18 protein-coding genes are annotated in these 16,673 nt (G+C 71.1%); 8 read left to right on the forward strand and 10 right to left on the reverse strand.

Annotated features, from left to right (window positions below):
• Positions 1-4: 4 nt before the first annotated feature.
• Both AC3IX6_RS11370 and AC3IX6_RS11375 read right to left on the reverse strand, forming a co-directional pair.
• A complete protein-coding gene (locus tag AC3IX6_RS11370) occupies positions 5-955 on the reverse strand; it encodes an amino acid ABC transporter permease (RefSeq protein WP_489370021.1) in 951 nt (316 codons plus the stop codon).
• Positions 956-1,025: 70 nt separating this feature from the next.
• The gene (locus AC3IX6_RS11375; protein WP_489370022.1) at positions 1,026-1,973 is read right to left on the reverse strand and encodes an ABC transporter substrate-binding protein; all 948 of its coding nucleotides are present in this window, start codon (positions 1,971-1,973) and stop codon (positions 1,026-1,028) included.
• Positions 1,974-2,497: 524 nt separating this feature from the next.
• On the opposite strand from AC3IX6_RS11375, the gene AC3IX6_RS11380 reads away from it, so the two are divergent.
• From AC3IX6_RS11380 to AC3IX6_RS11400, 5 genes are all read left to right on the forward strand, one after another.
• Positions 2,498-3,700, forward strand: coding sequence for an NAD(P)-dependent malic enzyme (locus AC3IX6_RS11380; protein ID WP_327304596.1), 1,203 nt, complete (start codon positions 2,498-2,500; stop codon positions 3,698-3,700).
• 143 nt (positions 3,701-3,843) lie between these two features.
• Positions 3,844-4,806 (forward strand): zinc-binding dehydrogenase, encoded by a 963-nt coding sequence (locus AC3IX6_RS11385; protein WP_389691427.1) that lies wholly within the window; start codon positions 3,844-3,846, stop codon positions 4,804-4,806.
• Positions 4,807-4,912: 106 nt separating this feature from the next.
• Positions 4,913-5,122, forward strand: a complete 210-nt coding sequence (locus tag AC3IX6_RS11390) for a helix-turn-helix domain-containing protein (protein WP_243336126.1) — start codon at positions 4,913-4,915, stop codon at positions 5,120-5,122.
• Positions 5,122-5,634 carry a Clp protease N-terminal domain-containing protein gene (locus tag AC3IX6_RS11395; RefSeq protein WP_489370023.1) on the forward strand — a complete coding sequence of 171 codons (513 nt, stop codon included), beginning with the start codon at positions 5,122-5,124 and terminating at the stop codon, positions 5,632-5,634. Before AC3IX6_RS11390 ends, AC3IX6_RS11395 begins: the two co-directional genes overlap by 1 nt.
• A 107-nt stretch (positions 5,635-5,741) precedes the next feature.
• Positions 5,742-6,803 (forward strand): ALF repeat-containing protein, encoded by a 1,062-nt coding sequence (locus AC3IX6_RS11400; RefSeq protein WP_489370024.1) that lies wholly within the window; start codon positions 5,742-5,744, stop codon positions 6,801-6,803.
• An 82-nt stretch (positions 6,804-6,885) separates the two neighbouring features.
• Here AC3IX6_RS11400 and AC3IX6_RS11405 read toward each other — a convergent pair whose 3' ends face one another.
• Positions 6,886-7,812 (reverse strand): PadR family transcriptional regulator, encoded by a 927-nt coding sequence (locus AC3IX6_RS11405; protein ID WP_489370025.1) that lies wholly within the window; start codon positions 7,810-7,812, stop codon positions 6,886-6,888.
• Position 7,813: 1 nt separating this feature from the next.
• The gene (locus AC3IX6_RS11410) at positions 7,814-8,764 is read right to left on the reverse strand and encodes a DUF4097 family beta strand repeat-containing protein (RefSeq protein WP_489370026.1); all 951 of its coding nucleotides are present in this window, start codon (positions 8,762-8,764) and stop codon (positions 7,814-7,816) included.
• A gap of 146 nt (positions 8,765-8,910) precedes the next feature.
• Between AC3IX6_RS11410 and AC3IX6_RS11415 the strand changes: the two genes are divergently transcribed.
• Positions 8,911-9,747 (forward strand): hypothetical protein, encoded by an 837-nt coding sequence (locus AC3IX6_RS11415; protein WP_489371412.1) that lies wholly within the window; start codon positions 8,911-8,913, stop codon positions 9,745-9,747.
• Between the two features lie 29 nt (positions 9,748-9,776).
• Here AC3IX6_RS11415 and AC3IX6_RS11420 read toward each other — a convergent pair whose 3' ends face one another.
• On the reverse strand, positions 9,777-10,721 hold the full coding sequence (locus AC3IX6_RS11420) for a LysR family transcriptional regulator (RefSeq protein ID WP_489370027.1): 945 nt from the start codon (positions 10,719-10,721) through the stop codon (positions 9,777-9,779).
• Positions 10,722-10,927: 206 nt separating this feature from the next.
• Here AC3IX6_RS11420 and snpA point away from each other — a divergent pair, with 206 nt between their 5' ends.
• Complete coding sequence (gene snpA, locus AC3IX6_RS11425; RefSeq protein WP_489370028.1) at positions 10,928-11,587, forward strand: snapalysin; 660 nt, start codon at positions 10,928-10,930, stop codon at positions 11,585-11,587.
• On the opposite strand, the gene AC3IX6_RS11430 is transcribed toward snpA, so the two are convergent.
• The 5 genes from AC3IX6_RS11430 to AC3IX6_RS11450 all read right to left on the reverse strand — a co-directional run bounded on the left by AC3IX6_RS11430 (position 11,584) and on the right by AC3IX6_RS11450 (position 15,848).
• Positions 11,584-11,808, reverse strand: coding sequence for a hypothetical protein (locus AC3IX6_RS11430; RefSeq protein ID WP_489370029.1), 225 nt, complete (start codon positions 11,806-11,808; stop codon positions 11,584-11,586). The genes snpA and AC3IX6_RS11430 overlap by 4 nt on opposite strands.
• Positions 11,809-11,870: 62 nt before the next feature.
• Positions 11,871-12,455 (reverse strand): dihydrofolate reductase family protein, encoded by a 585-nt coding sequence (locus tag AC3IX6_RS11435; protein WP_489370030.1) that lies wholly within the window; start codon positions 12,453-12,455, stop codon positions 11,871-11,873.
• Positions 12,456-12,541: 86 nt separating this feature from the next.
• Positions 12,542-13,141 carry a GNAT family N-acetyltransferase gene (locus AC3IX6_RS11440; protein ID WP_489370031.1) on the reverse strand — a complete coding sequence of 200 codons (600 nt, stop codon included), beginning with the start codon at positions 13,139-13,141 and terminating at the stop codon, positions 12,542-12,544.
• Between the two features lie 175 nt (positions 13,142-13,316).
• The gene (locus AC3IX6_RS11445; protein WP_489370032.1) at positions 13,317-14,363 is read right to left on the reverse strand and encodes a family 2 encapsulin nanocompartment cargo protein polyprenyl transferase; all 1,047 of its coding nucleotides are present in this window, start codon (positions 14,361-14,363) and stop codon (positions 13,317-13,319) included.
• Between the two features lie 78 nt (positions 14,364-14,441).
• Positions 14,442-15,848, reverse strand: coding sequence for a family 2B encapsulin nanocompartment shell protein (locus tag AC3IX6_RS11450; RefSeq protein ID WP_489370033.1), 1,407 nt, complete (start codon positions 15,846-15,848; stop codon positions 14,442-14,444).
• A 225-nt stretch (positions 15,849-16,073) separates the two neighbouring features.
• Between AC3IX6_RS11450 and AC3IX6_RS11455 the strand changes: the two genes are divergently transcribed.
• Entirely contained in the window at positions 16,074-16,526 is a 453-nt protein-coding gene (locus AC3IX6_RS11455) for an RrF2 family transcriptional regulator (protein WP_403712546.1), read from the forward strand.
• Positions 16,527-16,673 lie beyond the last annotated feature (147 nt).

The raw sequence follows: 16,673 nt of genomic DNA on the forward strand, positions 1-16,673 counted from the left end.
GCGGTCACTTCGCCACCTCCGTACGGCGGAACATGTTCAGGTTGGCGCGCAGCCGCTGGAGCGGCGTGGGCGGCAGGGAGCGCAGCGAACCGCGTGCGTAGCGGCGCTCCAGGTAGTACTGGCCGACGCTGAACACACTGGTCAGGGCCAGGTACCAGATGGAGGCGACGAACAGCATCTCCATGATGGCGCCCGCCGTGGACCCGATGTTCGACGAGGCCCTCAGCAGTTCCGTGTACTGGACCGCTGACACCAGGGACGAGGTCTTCAGCATGTTGATGAACTCGTTGCCCGACGGCGGGATGATCACGCGCATCGCCTGCGGGAGCACCACGCGGCGCATGGTCTGCGTCTGCGTCATGCCCAGCGCGTGCGAGGCCTCGCTCTGGCCCTCGTCGACGGACTGGATGCCCGCACGGACGATCTCCGCCATGTACGCGCCCTCGTTCAGGCCGAGGCCCAGGAGCGCGACCATGAACGGGGTCATCAGTTCGACGGTCTCTTGCTTGTAGATCGGGCCGAGGTTCACGTACTGGAAGATCAGCGACAGGTTGAACCACACCAGCAGCTGTACGTAGACCGGGGTACCGCGGAAGAACCAGATGTAGAGCCACGCGACGGTGTTCGTCACCGGGTTCTTCGAGAGCCGCATGACCGCGAAGAGGATGCCGAGCGCCAGGCCCAGCGCCATCGCGGACACACTGATGATCACCGTGTTGCCGAGGCCGGCGATGATCGAGGGGTCGAAGAGCTTGTCTCCGACCGTCTTCCAGATCACGTTGCCCTGGGAGAAGGCGTAGACCAGCCAGCCCAGCAGGACGATGACCACGACGCCGCTGATCCAGCGGCCGTAGTGCCGCACGGGAATTGCCTTGATGGCCTCGTACGGGGTACCCGAGGCGCCGGGTCCGGCCGGCGGGGTCGCGGCCGGATCCTTGTCGATCTTGTCAGTCACAATGACTGCCCTTCAGTGGAGCTCAGGAACCAGGGACCGGGGGCGCGGAGCGCCCACCGGTCCGCACGGGTCACTTGCCTGCGTTGACCGTCGCCGACTGCACGGCGCTGTCCTTGACGTTCCACTTCTCCAGGACCTTGGCGTAGGAGCCGTCCTTGATGATCGCGTCGAGGGCCTGCTTCAGGGCGTCGCGCAGCTGGGTGTTCTCCTTGCTGACGCCGATGCCGAAGAGGCCGACGTCGGACTGCGCGCCGCCGACCTCGAAGTCGTTGCCGCCGCCCGAGGTCTTCGCGATGTACGCGGCGACCGGGAAGTCGTTCAGGTCGGCCACGGCGCCGCCGGCCTTGACGCGGGTCTGGGCCTCGGCGTCGGTGTCGAAGGACTCGATGGTGAGCTTCTTGTCACCGCACTTCGTCGCCTGCGCCTTGAAGGTGTCCTCGTAGATCGTGCCGCGCTGGACGGCGACGGTCTTGCCGCAGAGGTCGTCCAGGGACTTGATGTTCTGCGGGTTGCCCTTCTTGACGAGGAGCGAGACGCCGGAGGAGAAGTAGTCGACGAAGTCGATCCCCTTGCCGATCTGCTTGCCCTCGTCGTCGAGGCCCTTCTGGCGCTTCTCGTTGTCCGTGACCGAGGACATGATCGCGTCCTGGCGGCCGGAGTAGATCGAGGTGATCAGACCGTCGAAGCTGCCCGAGGTGAACTCGAACTTCACACCGAGCTGCTTGCCCAGGGCCTCGGCGATGTCGGGGTCGACACCGACGATCTTGCCGCCCTCGGTGAACTCCATCGGCGCGTACGCCGCGTCCGTGCCGACCTTGATGACACCCGCGTCCTGGATCTTCTTCGGCAGGGCGGAGAAGAGGGGGGCCGTGTTGGGCTTCGTGGCGTCCCCGGACCCCTTCTTCTCGGTCTGGTCTCCACAGCCGGTGAGGATCAGGGCGCCGGCGACCGCGATCGCGCCGACCGCGGCGATCCGGGACCGGGCGGCGGTCGTACGGCGGGTGGTGCTTGCGGTCATGAGCTGGTTCCTCCGGCAGGTGGAAAGCATCGAAAAGCGGTCGGGCACGCCCCATCGAGTGTCGCGACCTTGTGTGATTAGGGGCATCTTGCCATTCGGACTGAGTCATTCAGGCAGCCCGTCAGGTCAAAATCGGATAACGGCAGCCGCTTCGTACCCAACAGGACTGCGGACAAGGCCCCTCAGAGCCGCACGAACGGCCGTGACCTGGCCCTTTTGCCGCACTTTTTACGGCGCGTCTCGCCCATCGGACAGAGAGGTTTGGACTTTTCGCCAAAACCGGGACAAGGAGCTTATGGTCGAGCGGGAATCGACTCGTCTGGGTGAGTGTTCTTCGGGTAGAACAGATCCTTACACCCCTCATCCGGGGCTCAGGGCGCGCGTGCGGCGCGCCCGCGCGTACGAACCTCCCCTTCGCGGAGACGGGCCTACAACCGTCGTCGCGGAGACGGACGCGGTGCCCGCCCACCCCTTAACCAGGAGTGGCCACCCTCAACGATTCAAAGACTTAAGGGGTTAAGACAGTGGCAGCGGAGATCGTCAATCCTCGCAGCGACAGCGTGACGGACAACAACCCGGATGCGGTGTTCGCGCTGCACCGGGGCGGCAAGATGGCCATCGTGGCCACCGTGCCGGTCCACAACAAGGACGACCTGTCCCTGGCGTACACGCCCGGCGTTGCGAAGGTCTGCAGCGCCATTGCCGAGCAGCCCGAGCTCGTGAACGAGTACACCTGGAAGTCCAACGTGGTCGCCGTCGTCACCGACGGTACGGCCGTGCTCGGACTCGGTGACATCGGGCCGGAAGCCTCCCTCCCCGTGATGGAGGGCAAGGCCATTCTCTTCAAGCAGTTCGGTGGCGTCGACGCGGTTCCGATCGCGCTCGCCACCAAGGACACGGACGAGATCATCGAGACCGTGATCCGCCTCGCGCCGTCCTTCGGCGGGGTGAACCTGGAGGACATCTCGGCGCCCCGCTGCTTCGAGATCGAGCGCCGCCTCCAGGAGGCGCTGGACATCCCGATCTTCCACGACGACCAGCACGGCACGGCCATCGTGACGCTGGCCGCCATGCGCAACGCCGCGAAGCTCACCGGTCGCACCCTCGCCGACCTGCGCGCCGTGATCTCGGGCGCCGGTGCCGCCGGCATCGCGATCGCCAAGATCCTCGTGGACGCGGGCATCGGCGACGTCTGCGTCACCGACCGCAAGGGCGTCGTCTCCGCCGACCGCTCCGACCTGACGGACGTCAAGGCGGAGATCGCGGGCCTGACGAACAAGACCGGCCAGACCGGCTCCCTGGAGAGCGCCCTCGCCGGCGCGGACGTCTTCATCGGCGTCTCCGGCGGTACGGTCCCCGAGGCCGCGGTGGCGACGATGGCGAAGGACTGCTTCGTCTTCGCCATGGCCAACCCGAACCCGGAGGTCCACCCCGACGTCGCGCACAAGTACGCGGCGGTCGTGGCCACGGGCCGCTCGGACTTCCCGAACCAGATCAACAACGTGCTGGCGTTCCCCGGCATCTTCGCGGGCGCGCTGAAGGTCCGCGCGACCCGGATCACCGAGGGCATGAAGATCGCCGCCGCCGACGCCATCGCCGGCGTCGTGGGTGACGAGCTCGCCGCCGACTACGTGATCCCGTCGCCGTTCGACGCACGCGTCGCCGAGGCCGTCACGGCCGCGGTCGCCGCGGCGGCGAAGGCCGACGGCGTGGCCCGCCTGGCCTAAGCGTTGCACCGGCTGTACGAAGTGGGGCCCGGCCGAATGATTCGGCCGGGCCCCACTTCCGTCCGCCCGGGCCGGATCGCCGGAAACCGGCCGGGGCGGGCCGCCCCTGGATACCCGGGCTACCGGGCGGTAGCCTCGCGGCCATGTTCGCTGCCTACGCTGCCCGAATCGACCGTGACCAGCCGCTGAACGGCCTCGTGCTGGGCGAACGCCCGGCCCCGCAGGCCCGTCCCGGCTGGGTGACCGTGAACGTCAAGGCCGCCTCCCTCAACCACCACGACCTGTGGTCGCTGCGCGGGGTCGGCCTCGGGGAGGAGAAGCTCCCCATGATCCTCGGCTGTGACGCCGCCGGGATCGACCAGGACGGCAACGAGGTCGTCCTGCACTCCGTCATCGGCCAGACCGGCCACGGAGTCGGCCCGGACGAACCCCGCTCGATCCTGACCGAGCGCTACCAGGGCACCTTCGCCGAGCAGGTCACCGTCCCCGCCTGGAACGTCCTGCGCAAGCCCGCCGAGCTCTCCTTCGAACAGGCCGCCTGCCTGCCCACGGCGTGGCTCACCGCGTACCGCATGCTCTTCACCAACGCCGGCGTCCGCCCCGGCGACTCGGTCCTGGTCCAGGGCGCGGGCGGCGGGGTCGCCACGGCCGCCATCGTCCTCGGCAAGGCGGCCGGCCTGCGGGTCTTCGCGACCAGCCGCGACGAGGCCAAGCGCAAGCGCGCCGTCGAGCTGGGCGCCGTGGAGGCCTACGAGCCCGGCGCGCGGCTCCCCCAGCGGGTCGACGCGGTCATCGAAACGGTCGGCGCCGCCACCTGGTCGCACTCGGTCAAGTCCCTGCGCCCCGGCGGCACCCTGGTCATCTCGGGCGCCACGAGCGGGGACCGCCCCGCGCACGCCGAGCTGACCCGGATCTTCTTCCTGGAGCTCAAGGTGGTCGGCTCGACGATGGGCTCGAAGGACGAGCTGGAGGACCTGCTGTCCTTCTGCGCGGCCACCGGCGTCCGCCCGGTGATCGACGAGACCCTGCCGCTGGACCGGGCACGCGAGGGCTTCGAGAAGCTGGAGTCGGGCGACGTGTTCGGCAAGATCGTCCTCACCGTCTAGCCCCCGGAGCCGCCGGAGATCCCGGAGCCCCCGAACCCCGACGCCACCCGCCGCCGTCGTCAATGTGGGTTGACGCCCTCCCGTGCGTCAACCTACATTGACACCCATGACGGAAGCTACCGATCTGGCCGAGCGCGCCGGTGACCGTGACCCCCGCGTGGGCCTGCGCGCCGTGGCCGCCCTCCGGCGACTGCTGGAGCAGCTGGAGGCCGTACAGGTGCGCGGGGCCCGTGCACAGGGCTGGTCCTGGCAGGAGATCGCGGCCGAGCTGGGCGTCAGCCGGCAGGCCGTACACAAGAAGCACGGGAGGCTCTGATGTTCGAACGGTTCACCCAGGACGCCCGCTCCACCGTGACGGGCGCGGTCGCCGAGGCCGAGCGGACCGGGGCGCAGCGGGTCGGCGAGGAGCACCTGCTCCTGTCCCTGCTTGCCCTGGGCGCCCTCGACCCGCTGGGCGTCGACCGGGCCGCGATCGCCGCGGACCTGGCGGCGGCCCGCCGCCGGGGCGGGATGTCCAAGGCGGACGAGGAAGCCCTCGCGGGACTCGGCATCGACCTCACCGAGATCGTCGCCCGCATCGAGGAGACCCACGGCGAAGGCGCCCTGTCGGCCCCCGTCCCGCGCGGCCGGTCCGGCCGTACGCGGTTCAGCCCGGGCGCCAAGAAGGTCCTGGAGCAGTCCCTGCGCATCGCCCTGGGCCGCAAGGACCGCCACATCTCCACCCTCCACCTGCTCCTCTCCCTCCTCTCCCGCCCCGGCACGCCCGCCGAGGTCCTGGGCGACCACGGGGTCACCTACGCGGGAGCCGAGGCGGCCCTGACGGACTGAGCGGCGGCCCCTCCCCAACGTTCTTCGATGCGGCGTACAACCATCTGTGCGGCCGGCGAGTCATGTACTGCGAAAGAACGTTCTCCCCTGGGGGTTTTGCTGTGAAGTTGTCCCGGATCGCTGCGGCGGTCACCCTTTCCGCGCTGGCCCCAGCCGTGCTGCTCTCGTCCCCGGCCTTCGCCACCGGCGAGGAAACCGGCGTGCCCGCCAGTCCCACGGCTCCGACCGCGCCCGACCGGCCCGCCGTGATGCAGCCGCCGGCCGAGCAGCCCCCAGTGGTTCCGCCGCCGGCCGGGCAGCCGGACGACGACCAGGCCGAGCAGGACCGCAAGACGATCCTCGCGATCATCGCCGACCCGCTGGCCAGCAAGCACATGAAGGAAGCGGGCCACAAGGCCATCGCCGACGGCCCTGCGGCCATGCGCAAGTTCATCGAGACCGACCAGCACTCGATCCGCCTCGACGACTACCGGATCCTCGTCCTCCGCCTCCTGAACGGTGCCGGCCCCGGCCTGAAGGAAGGCATCAACGCGGTCCTCACCAACCACGGTTCGGACCTGGCGAAGCTGCGCCACTTCTACGAGGTCACCCAGCACGAACTGCGCGACGAGGACAACCAGGTCGACATCGCCCGGCTGATCAACGGCGCCGGCCCCAACCTGAAGGAAGGCGCCAAGAAGGCCCTCAAGGGCACTCCCGCCGACCGCGTGGAGTTCCTGAAGACCGGCCAGCACCACCTGCGCGACCAGGACAACCGGATCGAGATCGCACAGATCATGGACGGCGGGGGCCCGGAGCTGATCAAGGCAGGCCTCGCAGCGCTCAACGGAACTCCCGCCGACCGCGTCGAGTTCCTGAAGACGGGCCAGCACGAGGCGCGCGCCAAGGACAAGAAGGCCCAGGAGGACCGGGACAAGGAGAAGGAGAAGGAGAAGGAGGAGGGGAAGCAGCCCGACCCGACCCCCACCCCCACGCCCACTCCCGCCCCCACGACCACCCCCGGCTCCGGGAACACCGCTGTCACCCCCCAGGGCGGCAACAACGGTGGCCTCGCCAACACCGGCGCCGGTGACTCCGGCTGGATCGCGGGCGGCGCGGGCACCGCACTCGTCGCCGGCGCGGGTCTCCTGCTCGCCGCACGGATGCGTCGCGCGGGCTCCGAAAGCTGAACCACCTCGCCGCGGCCGTACAGGGGTCGGCCGCGGCGAGGAAGAGACGGCCGCGGGCCAGGCAGGATCCGAAAGAGACGGCCTAGGCCGGGCCGAGCGCCGCGGCGATGCGGGCGGCCGCCTCGGCCAGGTGGTTACGGGCCTGCGCCAGCTGCTCGTCGCTGACGCCCCGGTCGCGGGCCGCGTCACGGATGTCGTCGCGGAAGCGGTCCAGCAGCCGGTCCAGGTCGCGGGCCGGGTCCCCGGTCGGCGGCACGTCACGCGCCCAGTCCGGGTCGGGAGCGGGTGCCGCGGCGGCCGACCGGGCGGGGGGCTCGGACGGCGCCGAGGGCGCGGACGGCGCCGTCGGCGAGCCGGTGCCGGTGCCGCCCAGCCAGGCTCCCGCCAGGCTGCCCAGGACTCCGCCCGACTTCGCGAACTGCTCCTGCAGCTGGCCCGCGATGCGCTGGACCTCCTCACGGGCCCGCTCCTGCGCCTCCTTGGCCTGTCGGCGTGCCTGCTGGGCCTCTTCGCGGGCCCGGCGGCTCTCGTCCTTCGCGCGGCGCGCCTGTTCCTTCCACTCGGCCTTCGCCTTGCGGAACTCCTCCTTGGCGGCCGTCCAGGACTCGCCCTCCACCTGCGTGGCCGACGCGCTGGCCGCGGCCCGCAGCTCGCGCCGCAGGTCACCCGCCGCGCCGCTCACGTCCGCGCGGATCTCGGCGGCCAGTTCGGAGACCGAGTCGCGGATCTCCACTTCCAGGTCGGCCAGTTCGCCGCTGCGGTCGGCCAGTTCGGCGCGGCCCGCGTCGGTGATCGAGTACACCTTGCGCCCGCCTTCGGTCGCGTGCGTGACCAGGCCTTCGGTCTCCAGCTTGGCCAGGCGCGGGTACACCGTGCCCGCGGAGGGTGCGTACAGCCCCTGGAAACGCTCCTCCAGCAGCCGGATCACCTCGTACCCGTGGCGCGGGGCCTCGTCGAGCAGCTTGAGGAGGTAGAGGCGGAGGCGGCCGTGGGCGAAGACGGGCGGCATGTCAGAGCACCTTCTTGTCGAGCGCGAGGGGGGCGGCCGGGGCCGCCGGGTCCGTGGCCGGGCGGCGCAGCAGCGCGATGGAACCGGAGACGGTGGTGGCCCGCAGCGTGCCGGCGCCGGCACCCAGGGTGCCGGTGATCCGCTTGGCGCCCAGCTGACCGGAGACCTGCAGGTCCTCGAAGGCGTTGGAGACGCCGCCGGTGGCGGTGTTGGCCTCGACGCGGGCGTCGGCCGGGTGCGGGAGGCGGATGGCGACCTGCCCGGACACGGAGGTGAGGGAGATGTCGACCGGTCGCGGCTCGGGCCGGTCGTCGAGGGCGAGGTCGATCAGCATGTCCCCGCTGACCGAGTCGGCCCGTACGTTGCCCACGGCGCCGTCGACGACCGTCAGGCCGCCGGACACGGAGTGGAAGCCGAGCTCGCCGGTCACGGACTGGGCCTCGACCCCGCCGGAGACCGTGTGCGCCCTGACCTTTCCGGAGAGCCCGACGAGCGTGGTCTCGCCGGAGACCCCGTGGATTTCGGTGCCGCCCTCGATGCCGGACACGAAGACGGTGGCACCGACCCTGGCCAACTGGACACGGGCGGCGGCCGGGACGGTGAGGGTCACGGTCGCGCTGCGCTCCCAGGCCTTGCGGCCGAGGCCGCCGGAGGACCAGGCCTTCCAGGGCTTGGCCTCGAACCACTCCTTGAACCCCTGGGTTCCGTTCCAGGGAAGGTCCTCGTAGGAGACGGTCAGGACGCCGCCCTCCTGCACCACGTGCAGGGGCGGGCCGTCGACCTCGGAGACCTCCAGGCGGGCCGGGCCCTCATCGGCGGCGACGACGTTGACCGTGCCGCCGACCACCCTGACGCGGACCTCGGTGACCGGCTCCTCGAAGGTGAGCTTCTGCGGTGCGGCGACCGACCATACCTTCGGCGGATTCTGCGGATTCTGCGCTGCCTCTGCCATGGTGCTGGCCCTCCTCGGCGTACGTGCACGCAACATATCGCGTCTTCTGACCAACACGATATATCGCGGTTGTGGGAAGTCAAGCGAGTCGGGATGATCCAAAATCATCACTTTGGGCCGTTTTGGCTTAGCGTGTGGGCATGTCGATCTCCCAGACCACGGCGGGCGGACTGCTGCTCTGCCGCGCCGAGCCCCTCGCCGCCCGACCCGCCGCGCACATCCTGCGCGAACGCCTGCTACTGGCCCCCGCCGGTGAGTGGAGCGTGCTGGTGCCCGAGGCCAAGCCCTGGCTCGGCGGCGCGGAATCCGTGGCCGAAGTCCTGGCGGGCTGGGGTGCGGCGGTCGCGCTGAGCTCCAACTGGCCGGTGCTGAGCCTGTGGTGGGAGGAGGGCCGGACCGGCTTCGTGCTGTCCTCCGGGTTCCGCCGGTCCGCTGCCTACGCGTGGGACGCGGCGGGCCGTCCGCACGGCGAGCCGGACGCCCCGGACGCCCAGTACGCCCCGAACGCGGACGCCATGCGGGTGCTGGCGGCGCGGCTCGGACTGGACCCGGTGCTGGACCTGGAGGAACTGGAGCGCCTCACCCGCCCCGACCCGGCGGCCGACGGCGAATCCCGGCTGCTCGGCGTCATCGCGCTGCTGGCCCGCGCGGGACTGGCACTGCCGGCGGGCCTGGCCCCGGGCGAACCGGCCGACCGGCTCCGGGAGGCGGCCCGGGTCGCGCCCGGGGCGGAGCGGGTGGAGTGGGCGGGCTGGCGCGACACGGTGCGGGCGGAGCTCGCGGTGGTCGAGGACAGCCCGCTCGGCCCGTGGCTCCGGGGCCCCAAGGCCCGCCTGGCCGGTGCGGCCCAACTGGCCGCCGGAGCCCCCCTGATGCTGTGGGCGGCCCGCCGCCGCAGCCCGGGCTGGCTGGCCGCGGGCACCGTCCTGGTGACCCACGGCGCGGCCGCCCTGGCCTACGACCGGGCCCGCCGCCGGGCCTAGGACCTGCCTTCCGGTCCGGACCGGCTCCTCTACGCCGCCAGCAGCGGGCTCGCGTTGCGGCGCAGCCAGGCCCGGTAGGGCGGAGTCCCCAGCGCCGCTTCGCGGTAGGCCGCGCGGAGGTCCTCGTACACCCCGTCGGACACCTGCGCGTGCACCCCGGGGCGGGTCGCCAGGAGGAGGCGTACGGCGAGCGGATCGCCCGAGAGCGGCCGGATCGCCATGTCCTCGCGCACCCCTGAGGTGGGCTGGCAGGGGGCGACGGCCTCGCCGGAGGCGATCAGCGAGGCGGCCGTGTGGTAATCGGCGTGCAGCAGGGGCGGGTCGAGGCCGGCGCCCGCGAGGACCCGGCGCAGGCCGTCCCATTCCCCGTCCACCGACGGGTCCACGGTCCACCGGTCGGCGGCGAGGTCGCGCAGCTCCACCACGGCCCGCGCCGCCGCAGGATGGTCCCGGGACATGGACACGAACTGCGGCTCCCGCTCCATCAGCACCCGTAGCTCCAGCCCGGCCGGCACCAGCAGCGGGCTGCCCTCCACCTCGTGCACGAACGCCACGTCGAGCCGGCCCGAGGCCGTCATCCGCAGCAGCGCGTTGGCGGACACGTCAACCATCAGATCGGTCTCCGTGTCGGGCAGCCGCCGGTGCAGCCGCCGCAGCCAGCCGGGCAGGGCGCGGCTGGCCGTCGAGCCGATCCGCAGCCGGGGACCCTGCGACAGCGACCGGGCCTCCGCGACGAGGGCGGCCATCTCGGCCAGGAGCGGCCGTGCCCGCCCGAGGATGGTGCGCCCGAAGGGAGTCGGCCGGCATCCGGTGCGCTCGCGCAGGAACAGCTCCCCGTCCAGGGCGCGTTCGATGCGGCGCAACTGGGTCGTCAGGGAGGGCTGGCTCACGCCGAGTTGCCGGGCTGCCTTGTGCAGGCTGCCGGCGTCGGCGATGGCGCACAGGGCGCGCAGGTGCCTGACCTCAAGCTCCATGCCCCGAGAGTAGGCCGGGCCGAGCCGACCGCACCAGTAACCGGTATCCCCTCGAATCCCGCCATTCTCACGGGAGTTGGGCTTCCGAAACCCTCCCGATAGCTCGGCACTATCGGGGTCTGACATCATCCGCCGACCCCTCCCGCTCCCGCAGACTCCGGTACCGAACGACCCCCCACCGCACCGGATGAGCAGGAGTCCCCCACATGCGCCGCTCCCGCAAGACCACTCTGTCCGCCGTCGGTCTCGGCATCGCCGCCGTCCTCGGCGCCGTCGTCCCGGGCGCCACCGCCTCGGCCTCCCCGGGCGCCGGCAGCCCGGCCACGTACGCCGCGTACGAGCAGTCGAAGGAGAACCAGGCCGCCAACCGTGCCTTCTTCGAGGCCGTGCAGCGCTCGGTGGCCCAGCAGCGCGCCGCGACCCCGGGCCTGGCGGCCGTGACCGTCACCTACAACACCCGCAACGCGCCCAGCTTCCGCACCCAGATAGCGCGCTCCACGCAGATCTGGAACAGCTCGGTGACCAACGTCAAACTGCAGGAGGTGTCCTCGGGCGGGAACTTCGCGTACTACGAGGGCAACGACTCGCGCGGTTCGTACGCGAGCACGAACGGCCACGGCCAGGGCTACATCTTCCTGGACTACCGGCAGAACCAGCAGTACAACTCCACGCGCGTGACCTCGCACGAGACCGGCCACGTGCTCGGCCTGCCGGACCACTACTCGGGCCCATGCAGCGAGCTGATGTCCGGCGGCGGCCCCGGCACCTCCTGCCAGAACGCCACCCCGAACTCCGCCGAGCGCTCGCGCGTCAACCAGCTGTGGGCGAACGGGCTCGTCGCGTCCGGTCTGGACGCGAAGGGCTAGGACCCCTCGGCCCGGGGCTCCTCGTACCCGGGCTCGTACGCCGTGCACTCCCGGTTCCGACAGGGACCGGGGGTCCACACCGGAACGAAGATCCCCAGGGATTTGCGCCGTCCGACCATCGTGTCGACGGGGCTCCCGCAGGCCGGGCACGACTGCTGGTCGTGCCCGGCCCGCGGAGCGACCGTCCCGTGTGCCTGCTGTTCCCGCTGTTCACCGGCCATACCTCCACGGTAGGCCGGTTTCGCCGCTTCGGCGGGTCAGCGCCCGCCGGCGTACGAACGGGTCAGCGCTTGACCGCGTACGAGGTGACGACCTGGCCGCCGCCGAGGGCCTTGAAGCCGGTCAGCTCCAGGGGGCGCGCCCCGAAGCCGGCGCGCGACATCGGCATGCCGGTGCCGACGAACACCGGGTACGTCTTGACGACGAAGGCGTCGATCTCGTCGATCAGCTGCCCCGCGAGGTCCGCTCCGCCGCACAGCCAGATGCCGAGCCCGTCCTCGGCCTTCAGCTCACGGACCTTCTCCACCAGATCGCCCTCGATCAGCCGCACCGCCGGATCGGGCGCGGCGGTGAGCGAGCGCGAGACCACGTACTGCTCGCGCATGTGCCCGTAGGGGCTGGTCACGCCCTGCTTGAGGCCGGGCTCGTACGTCCCGCGCCCCATGAGCACCGTGTCGAAGTGCTTGGGTGCGGCGTCCGCGATTCCGAGCTGGGCGCGCCCCGGGGTGGAGATGGTCTCCGGGTACTCGGCCTTGAGGTGCTCGATGAACTCCTGGTCGAGGTGGCTGTAGATGAAATCGGCGTCGCCGTCCGGGGCTCCGATGAAGCCGTCGACGGTGGTGGCGACGAAGTAGGTGAGCTTGCGCAAGCGATTCTCTTCCGTTCGACAGTGCACCCCCATCGAGGCACGTCGATCAAAGTACTTCAGGTGAAGTGGTCTCGCAAGGGAATCGGCTACTGCGGCTTGCGCCACATCGGCCACATCAGCGGCCCGTCCGGCAGCCGCACCGCCTCGCCCGTGAACTGCCAGCCCAGCCGCTCGTACAGACCCTTGCTGCGCTCGCTGCTCGCCTCCAGGTACGCCGGCAGGCCCTCGCGGTCGCAGCGCTCCAGCACCGGCCGGATCAGCTCCGTGCCCAGCCCCTCGCCCTGCCGCCCGGGGGCGACCGCGATCATCAGCAGGTACTCGTGCTCCTCCGCCATCGGGTGCACCTCACCCGTGAGCCGGCCCACCAGCTCGCACCGCTCGTTGTCCGGGTCGGCCACGGCCCGCATCTTCGCCGGGACCTCGTCCTCGACGTGCCCGGCCTCCGGATCGGCCGCCGGGATCCGCAGCCACAGGGCCGCCGCCGAACCGTCCACCGCGCAGTCGATCCGGCCCTCGGCCAGTGCCACGTCCACGAAGACGCCCAGGAACTTCCCGTGCACCGCGGCCCGGTGCTCCGGGTCCGGGAACACCCAACTGCTCACGGGATCCGTGCGGAAGGCCTCGTCGAGCAGCCGCGCCACGGCATCCCGGTCCGACGGCCCGGCCTGACGTATCTCCAGCCCCATGGGTCACACCCTTCGCATTGCTCACGTGTCAACAACCTTGAGCGATCCTAGAGTTGCCCCACCGACGCAGAAAGGCCCGTTCCGGCACCGTGCGGTACCGGAACAGGCCTCCGGGGGTCCCCCTCGCCCCCTACGCGGTCACTTCGTACGCCTGCTCGCCCGTACGCCGGCCCGCCTACTTGGTGCGCCGCGTCACGAACTCCGCCAGCGCCAGCAGCCCGCCCGCCGCCCCCAGGTCCGGGACGGCCCGCGACAGCTGCTGCACCGCCCGCCCCATCCGGTCGGCGGCATGGGCCTGCGCCCAGTCCCGCCCGCCGGCCCGCTCCACCGCTGCGGCAGCCCTGCCCACGTCGTCCCCGTTCATGGGACCCGCGTACAGCGCGGCCAGCTCCTCCCCCGCCGTGGTGCCCGAGGTGAGGGCGGCCACGACCGGGAGGGACTTCTTGCGGGCCAGCAGATCGGCCCCGGCGGGCTTGCCGGTGTGGCCGGGGTCCCCCCAGATGCCGATCAGGTCGTCGATGAGCTGGAAGGCGAGCCCGGCCTCCCGGCCGAAGGCGTCCATGGCGTCGACCTCGTCCGGTCCGGCCCCCGCGTACAGGGCGCCGAGCGCGCACGCACAGCCCAGCAGGGCTCCGGTCTTGGCCGTCGCCATGGTCAGGCACTCGTCGAGCGAGACGCTGTTGCGCTGCTCGAAGGCGCAGTCCGCCTGCTGGCCCGCGCACAGTTCGACGATGCAGGCGGCGAGCCGTGCCGAGGCCGCCGCCGAGGCCGGATGCGGATCCTCGGCGAGCAGCCGCAGGGCGAGCGCCATCATGGCGTCGCCCGTGATGATCGCGTCGGAGGTGCCGAAGACCGTCCAGGCCGTCGGCCGGCCGCGCCTGCGCACGTCCTTGTCGATGACGTCGTCGTGCAGCAGCGTGAAGTTGTGCGCCAGCTCCACGGCCACCGCCGCCCGCACGGCGCCCCCGGCCACCCCGTCCCCGCGCAGGGCCTGCGCGGCGGCGAGCACCAGGGCGGGCCGGATGGCCTTGCCGGTGCTGCCCGCCGCCGGGGTGCCGTCCTCGTGCTCCCAGCCGAAGTGGTACATCGCCACGCGCCGCATCGAGCCGGGCAGGCTCTCCACGGTCCGGCGCAGTTCGGGGTTGACCGTTTCTCTCGTCCGCTCCAGCAGGACGGCGGCTTCCTGCCCCTCGCTGGTGGTGATCGCCTCAGTGGTCGACATGGCGTGTGCGCTCCGTCCCGTCCTGTCCCGTCCTGGCTCGTTCCCCTCGCTCCGGCGTCGGCGCCGGAGCCGGCCGGGTCAGCTCCAGCGGGCGATCTCCACGTTCTCCAGGACGCCGAGGGCGTCCGGCACCAGCACCGCGGCGGAGAAGTAGGTGGTGACCAGGTACGAGATGATCGCCTGCTCGCTGATCCCCATGAACCGCACCGAGGTGCTCGGCTCGATCTCGTCCGGGATCCCCGGCTGGTGCAGGCCGATCACGCCCGACTCGTCCTCGCCGGTGCGCATGCAGAGGATGGAGGTCGTACGGGCGTCGCTGATCGGGATCTTGTTGGAGGGGAACATCGGGACCCCGCGCCAGGCCGGCACCCGGTGCCCGCCGATCTCGACCGACTCCGGGTACAGCCCGCGCTTGTTGCACTCGCGGCCGAAGGCGGCGATGGCCTTGGGGTGGGCCAGGAAGAACTTGGAGCCGCGCCGCATGCTGAGCAGCTGGTCCATGTCGTCGGGGCTGGGCGCGCCGTCGTGGGACTGGATGCGCTGGTCGTAGTCGGCGTTGTGCAGGAGGCCGAAGTCGCGGTTGTTGAGCATCTCGTGCTCCTGGCGCTCGCGCAGCGCCTCGACCGTGAGCCTGAGCTGCTGCTCGGTCTGGTTCATCGGCTGGTTGTACAGGTCGGCGACGCGGGTGTGGACGCGCAGGACCGTTTGCGCAATGGAGAGTTCGTACTCGCGCGGCCGGGCCTCGTAGTCCACGAAGGTGCCCGGCAGGACGGCTTCGCCCTGGTGGCCGGCGGAGAGGTCGATCGCGGCCTCGCCGTACTTGTTGGTGCGCTGCTCGGGCAGGGACCGTACGGAGTCCACGTGCGCCCGCAGCGAGTCGACGCGGTCGGCGAGGATCTGGAAGTCCTGGCGGGAGAGGACGAGCACGGTGCCGGCGGTGGCGGCGCGGGCCGTGTACTCCCAGATGGCCTCCTCGTCGACGAGGGAGTCCTCGCCGAAGAAGGCCCCGTCGGCGACGGTCTGCAGGACGGCGTCGTCACCGTAGGGACCGGGGCCGATCTGGTCGATGCGCCCGTGGGCGAGCAGGAACACCTTGTCGGCGGGGCTGCCGAAGGAGGTGAGCTCCTGGCCCGGCTCGAAGTCGATCTGGTGGCAGCGCGCGGCGAGTTCGGCCAGCGCGTCGGGGTCGTCGTAGTCGCGCAGCACGGGGAGCTCCCCCAGCTCCGCCGGAATCACCTGCACCTGCGTGCCGGTCTTGATGAACTCCACGATGCCGTTGCCGACCGAGTAGCTCAGCCGCCGGTTGACCCGGTACGTGCCGCCCTGGACGGACACCCAGGGGAGCATCTTCAGGAGCCACCGCGAGGTGATCTCCTGCATCTGCGGCGCGGACTTGGTCGTGGTTGCCAAGTTCCGCGCGGCCGATGTTCCCAGACTGCGCTGCGGTGCCTGGGTCTCGGATTCGGAACCTGCCTGGACCGACATGTTTTCCCCTTCGATCACTCCATGAATCTGCGGGAGGAGCCTTTCAGCACGGACCGTGGTGGGACCATTACACAAAAGGGTGGGACTACTCCGTTCGTGGCTGGGCACTCTCTTGAGTTCAACTCCCGCCCCATGGGGCACTTGGACCCCACCCGTTTCAGCCATCCCGCGCGACGACCCTCTCTTTAATTTGCACCCTGGATGCAAGTTTTCTACGCTGAACCCATGCGGCTGACCCGATTCACCGACCTCGCCCTGCGCGTCCTGATGCGCCTGGCCGTCGCGGAGGAGGACCTCCCCACCACCCGCGACGTGGCGGCGACCATGGAGGTCCCGTACACCCACACCGCCAAAGTGGTCGCCAAGCTGCAGCATCTCGGCCTGGTCGAAGCCCGCCGCGGACGCGGCGGCGGCCTCACCCTGACCCCCGCCGGGCGCGCCGCCTCGGTGGGCGGGGTGATCCGCGAGCTGGAGGGCGCCGGTGACGTCGTGGACTGCGACGGCACCGTCCCGTGTCCGCTGCGGAGCGCGTGCGTCCTGCGCGGGGCGCTGCGCCGGGCCCAGGAGGCCTTCTTCGCCTCCCTGGACCCGCTGACGGTGAACGACCTGGTCGCAGCCCCGACCGGGCCGCTCCTGCTGGGCATTTCGGGCGGGTCGCCGGGGGCCGGAAGGCCCTGACGACGGGGGCCGGATGGCCGGTTCACACCGGCACGGGGCCCGCATAGCCTGATCCACGCAGACACTTCGAACATAGATCCGCATCACGACGGACGCCCGCACCCCTGCCCATAAATACGCATCTCATATTCCACTTCCGCGACCCAC

This window comes from Streptomyces sp. GL_141 (assembly GCF_057834385.1).

Excerpts from the sequence above, each read along its gene's own strand:
- AC3IX6_RS11375 (WP_489370022.1), bottom strand. The coding sequence starts at position 1,973 with ATGACCGCAAGCACCACCCGCCGTACGACCGCCGCCCGGTCCCGGATC.
- AC3IX6_RS11385 (WP_389691427.1), top strand. The coding sequence starts at position 3,844 with ATGTTCGCTGCCTACGCTGCCCGAATCGACCGTGACCAGCCGCTGAAC.
- AC3IX6_RS11390 (WP_243336126.1), top strand. The coding sequence starts at position 4,913 with ATGACGGAAGCTACCGATCTGGCCGAGCGCGCCGGTGACCGTGACCCC.
- AC3IX6_RS11395 (WP_489370023.1), top strand. The coding sequence starts at position 5,122 with ATGTTCGAACGGTTCACCCAGGACGCCCGCTCCACCGTGACGGGCGCG.
- AC3IX6_RS11405 (WP_489370025.1), bottom strand. The coding sequence starts at position 7,812 with ATGCCGCCCGTCTTCGCCCACGGCCGCCTCCGCCTCTACCTCCTCAAG.
- AC3IX6_RS11410 (WP_489370026.1), bottom strand. The coding sequence starts at position 8,764 with ATGGCAGAGGCAGCGCAGAATCCGCAGAATCCGCCGAAGGTATGGTCG.
- AC3IX6_RS11420 (WP_489370027.1), bottom strand. The coding sequence starts at position 10,721 with ATGGAGCTTGAGGTCAGGCACCTGCGCGCCCTGTGCGCCATCGCCGAC.
- snpA (WP_489370028.1), top strand. The coding sequence starts at position 10,928 with ATGCGCCGCTCCCGCAAGACCACTCTGTCCGCCGTCGGTCTCGGCATC.
- AC3IX6_RS11430 (WP_489370029.1), bottom strand. The coding sequence starts at position 11,808 with ATGGCCGGTGAACAGCGGGAACAGCAGGCACACGGGACGGTCGCTCCG.
- AC3IX6_RS11440 (WP_489370031.1), bottom strand. The coding sequence starts at position 13,141 with ATGGGGCTGGAGATACGTCAGGCCGGGCCGTCGGACCGGGATGCCGTG.
- AC3IX6_RS11445 (WP_489370032.1), bottom strand. The coding sequence starts at position 14,363 with ATGTCGACCACTGAGGCGATCACCACCAGCGAGGGGCAGGAAGCCGCC.
- AC3IX6_RS11450 (WP_489370033.1), bottom strand. The coding sequence starts at position 15,848 with ATGTCGGTCCAGGCAGGTTCCGAATCCGAGACCCAGGCACCGCAGCGC.
- AC3IX6_RS11455 (WP_403712546.1), top strand. The coding sequence starts at position 16,074 with ATGCGGCTGACCCGATTCACCGACCTCGCCCTGCGCGTCCTGATGCGC.